This is a genomic window from Paraburkholderia fungorum, from assembly GCF_046027605.1.
GTDB classification, from domain to species: domain Bacteria; phylum Pseudomonadota; class Gammaproteobacteria; order Burkholderiales; family Burkholderiaceae; genus Paraburkholderia; species Paraburkholderia fungorum_F.
In genome coordinates this window covers 1-3959 of sequence record NZ_JAQQEF010000066.1, presented here as the reverse complement: position 1 = coordinate 3959, position 3959 = coordinate 1, and the positions used below count along the sequence as shown (strand labels likewise).

Sequence of the window (3959 nt, the reverse complement as noted above, 5' to 3'; positions counted from 1 at the left end):
AAAAGGCCATTGACAAGAACGGCGAGCCCGAGATGATTACCGTGGACAAGAGCAGCGCCAACTGGGCCGCGCTCGAATCGCTCAACGCCGAACGGTCAACGCCGATCAAGAACGGTAGAACAAGTACCTGAGTAACATCGTCGAGCAGGATCACCGCGCCATCAAACGAATCGCCAAGCCGATGATGTGGCTTCAAAGATTTCCGGCGTGCGCCCATCAACCTCGCCGGCATCGAACTCATGCACATGATCCGCAAGGGGCAGATGAACGACGACGGCGTCGACCGAACGGTTGCCGCGCAGTTCTATTCGCTTACTATGTAAGTAGTAATCATATTGGGACTTGCTCGTCCTGCCGCCTTATCGAGACACAACCTCATAGACCACCGTTTCGAAATCGAGATATCCGCCGATGGCGGTCGCGTCGACAAAGGGAAAGATCTGGGTCGCCCAGAAGCCGCCGACCTGCGTCGTGTGGTCGATCCAGAAATAGCAATTGGCGAGCCCCGCCCATGCGAGTGTTCCCGCAGGGCGCCCGGTCGGCGCGGGCTCGTCGTTGAGCATGAAGCTGAGAGCCCAGGATTTTGACATGCCGGGAAAGAATTCAGCGTTGTTGGAAAGCGACGGGATCACGCCGGGCAAGGCTTTGATCTTCTTATCGCCAAGACCGTTCTGCACGGCCATGGCGACGGTTTCCGGCTTCAGCACGCGGCCGTGATCGCCCATCCCGTGATTCAACCACATGCGGATGAACCTGATGTAGTCTTCGACGGTCCCGTAGAGCCCGGAGCCGCCCATATCCACCTCGGGGTTCGCCGTAGGCCCAAAATTCATCAGCGGCTCCAGCGATGCGTCGGCGCCGCGCTGGTGCACACGTGCGAGCCGCTCGCGCATTGATGGCGTGAGAGTAAATGCCGTACTCGTCATACCGAGCGGCGCGAAGATCCGCTCCTGCATCACCTCGCCGAGACGCTTTCCGGCAATCGCCTCGACGACCTGCCCCGCCCAGTCGACCCCACTGCCGTATTCCCAGCGCTCGCCGGGATCGAAGAGGAGCGGCATCATCAGGGACGCCTTCCTGGCCGTGCCCGTTGACGGCAGGCCGAGGCTCTGTCGCAACCGCAGATAGGTCTCGTTGAAAACGTCGTTGGCAAACCCGGCGGTGTGAAGAAGGAGCATGCGGGTTGTGATGTCTCGCTTCGGCGCGCGCAGAACCGGCTTGCCGTCGGCGTCAAATCCCTCGAGCACCTCAAGCTGGCCGAGCTCCGGCACGTAGGCTTTCGCCGGTGCGTCGAGATCGAGCCGGCCCGCCTCCGCGAGCTGAAGCACTGCGGTGGCGGCGATCGCCTTGGTGGCCGAATACATCGCGAAGACCGTGTCGGTCGTCATCGGCACGCCGCCGCCGAGGATCCGCTCTCCAGCCGCACCGGCATACAGCGTGCCGGCGCGGTCAGTCACCATTGCCACCACGCCCGGCAGACGCGGCTGGCCAGCAACGACGCGGGACAGTGCGGCGTCGCAGGCTTGTTTGAGGCTCTCGGTCACTAATGTATCTCCAATTCACACATTGTCGCGGCACTTCAGCCGCTTATTCAAAGGCTTGATGCAGCCGGCGATGACGCCGCCGAGGTTGCACCGGAACGCACGCTGCGCCGAGGTATGCTTCCATGAACGAGGCCATTGCCGGCCTCCGTCGGGCTTGCCAGCGCCGTGGCGACGGCGCGGCTTTCGAGAATCTCAAGGCGGAAGAGCGCTGCTTTCAGACGCGCCCGCCGGCGCGGATCACCGCGACTTCTTCATCGTTCAACGGTGGGCCAATGATATCCATCCCAGCCTCGGATGCGACCGTGACGAGCTCAGCCTGATCCGCGAGAGTAAGGTTCCGCTCAACAATGTGCTCGAAGAACGGCTCGAACTCTCCGGGCGTCACGATCACCTGAAACCGGACCCGCTCGTCGCCGTATGAGCGCCAGGCGTGCGGCACGCCCTTGGGCAGCATGACCACATCGCCTGGCCCGGCTGTGCGGCATTCGCGCGGCGTCCACACCGCGATAGTGCCTCGCTCCATCAGGATGATCTCATCGTCCTCACGATGCAGATGGCGCACTGGTCCGAAGCCTGCGGGACATTCATAAACGAGCATCGATAAGCGCCCATCGGTCTGGGCGCCGCGGAGGCGCACGCGTGCGTGCTCGCCCCACGAAGTGGTGGCGAAACCGGAGACAGTGGGCGAGTCGACGAGAAGTGGAGCGAAATCCGAGAACTCATTCATGGGAATTGACATCCGAGAAGAAGGAAGTGGAAATATTCGGTGAGGGAGAGATGCCCGATCAGCGAGGAGCAAAGATCCTCATCACGGACGATGACACGCTCGGGAAAGGCCCATGCAATGGCCGTCGTAGGGCGCTCAGCAGACTTCAATCTTCCTCTCCATGCTAATCGATTTTCGTCGAGTATTCGGCGCGCGAATATGTGGCCAGCAACTCCGGTCTAAGGACGTTGCAGACGGCTCATTTATTCGCTATGTGCATTTTTATGCGCTAGTCGAAATATATAGCCAACGCCCAACCGCGCCAATCAGTATTTCCCCTGGCGCATAGTTTTTCGTCTAGCGAAACAATCGCAAGCGTCAGCTGCGGATAGTCACCGGAGCTTAAAGAGCGGTTGGACGGCTTTTTTTGTAGGTACGGACCAAAGCCAGGCCCATACCTGGCTCGTGTACCAATGCGCGAATCGAGGATCTGCGCAACGCCGCCTGCGTGGTGCGCGGTCGCAAGGTCGCCCGGCGCATCCTCCAGGCGCTGGTCGTGCCCGGCTCCGGCTGCGCGGTGTGACCGTCACGTACGAGACGATCCGATGCTGGTGCGCCAGGTTTGGTGAAGGCGTTGCTCACCGGGTAAAAGCGGCGCGACGCAAGCCGGGTAGCACGTGGCACCTTGACAAGATGTTCGTCACGCTGCGTGGCGAACCGTACTTGCTGTGGCGTGCGGTCGACGAGCACGGCGCCGAACTCGACATCCTGCTACAAAAGCGGCGCGACAAAGCCACGGCCAGACGCTTCTTCAAGCGTGTGATACGTGCATGCCCGACGCCTCGCAAGATCGTCATCGATCAGCTGCGCAGCTATTCAGCGGCAAAGGCGGAAATTCCGGAACTTGCTAGCGTGAAGCATGTGTTCGTCAAGGCGGCAGCCCGGGTGAACAACCGGGTTGAGAACAGCCACCAACCAACGCGTGAACGTGAGCGTCGCATGCATGGTTTTCGAGACCCAAAACGTACGCAGGAATTTCTTTCGTGCTTCGGGCCGATCCGGCAACATTTCGCGCTCAAGCGACATCTGCTGCGCGCTTCACTGTATCGCAAACAGCTTGCAGCAAGGTTCGCTGACTGGCGCGAATTCACTCAACTCGCCCAAAATCCGTCGACTGGATTCTAAATGATCACCACACTTGCAGCCTTTCCGTCTCATGCTCGGCAAGTTGACAACACCCGACAGACTTTTCAGCGAACACGCGCCGATCCGCGCCAGTCGCCTCAGCGCGTTGCCGCTCCAGGTATGCGGTTTCCGGGTCCGACGACCAGAGTTCGAGGTCCATGAAATAGATATACTGAAATGTGCAACCACCCTACCACAGGCCAAGCTCACGCTTCGCCAACCGGTAATCCAGGGAGAGGGAGTTGCCGCATCAGCGCCAGCTGAGCTGACTAGCTTAACGTCCTGGTTGGCAATGGAACTACGTCGCGCGCCAGGATGAGCGGATCGAATGGACAAGAGCAGGCGCCCTGCGAAGCGCCCATTCGATATGGGCCCGCGCCTCCCTCAAGGCCGGCGGGCGCGTGGCAATCAAATCCTCGATCGTGGTGCGGTCTGTCTCGGAGGAGCAGTTGATCGCAGCGATCACGTTTCCTTGGGGATCGCAGACCGGCAACGCGATCGATACGACGCCCATTTCGATCTCA

General features: G+C 60.5%; 3 protein-coding genes and 3 pseudogenes. 3 read left to right on the top strand and 3 right to left on the bottom strand.

Annotated features, from left to right (window positions below; genetic code table 11):
- Positions 1–323 (top strand): annotated as a pseudogene (locus PQR53_RS38675) (DDE-type integrase/transposase/recombinase); the annotation flags it as partial.
- A gap of 36 nt (positions 324–359) precedes the next feature.
- On the opposite strand, the gene acmB reads toward PQR53_RS38675, so the two are convergent.
- Both acmB and PQR53_RS38665 read right to left on the bottom strand, forming a co-directional pair.
- Positions 360–1544 carry a methyl acetate hydrolase AcmB gene (gene acmB, locus PQR53_RS38670; protein ID WP_408465839.1) on the bottom strand — a complete coding sequence of 395 codons (1185 nt, stop codon included), beginning with the start codon at positions 1542–1544 and terminating at the stop codon, positions 360–362.
- Positions 1545–1758: 214 nt separating this feature from the next.
- Positions 1759–2271: a cupin domain-containing protein gene (locus PQR53_RS38665; RefSeq protein WP_323045675.1), complete on the bottom strand. Its 513-nt coding sequence runs from the start codon at positions 2269–2271 to the stop codon at positions 1759–1761.
- Between the two features lie 439 nt (positions 2272–2710).
- Here PQR53_RS38665 and PQR53_RS38660 point away from each other — a divergent pair.
- Positions 2711–2821 (top strand): annotated as a pseudogene (locus tag PQR53_RS38660) (aconitase family protein); the annotation flags it as partial.
- Between the two features lie 2 nt (positions 2822–2823).
- Positions 2824–3435, top strand: a pseudogene (locus PQR53_RS38655) (IS6 family transposase); the annotation flags it as partial.
- A 298-nt stretch (positions 3436–3733) separates the two neighbouring features.
- Here the strand turns inward: PQR53_RS38655 and PQR53_RS38650 are convergent.
- On the bottom strand, positions 3734–3959 hold a 226-nt coding region (locus PQR53_RS38650; RefSeq protein WP_408465837.1), incomplete at its 5' end, for an IclR family transcriptional regulator domain-containing protein.

Excerpts from the sequence above, each read along its gene's own strand:
- PQR53_RS38665 (WP_323045675.1), bottom strand. The coding sequence starts at position 2,271 with ATGAATGAGTTCTCGGATTTCGCTCCACTTCTCGTCGACTCGCCCACT.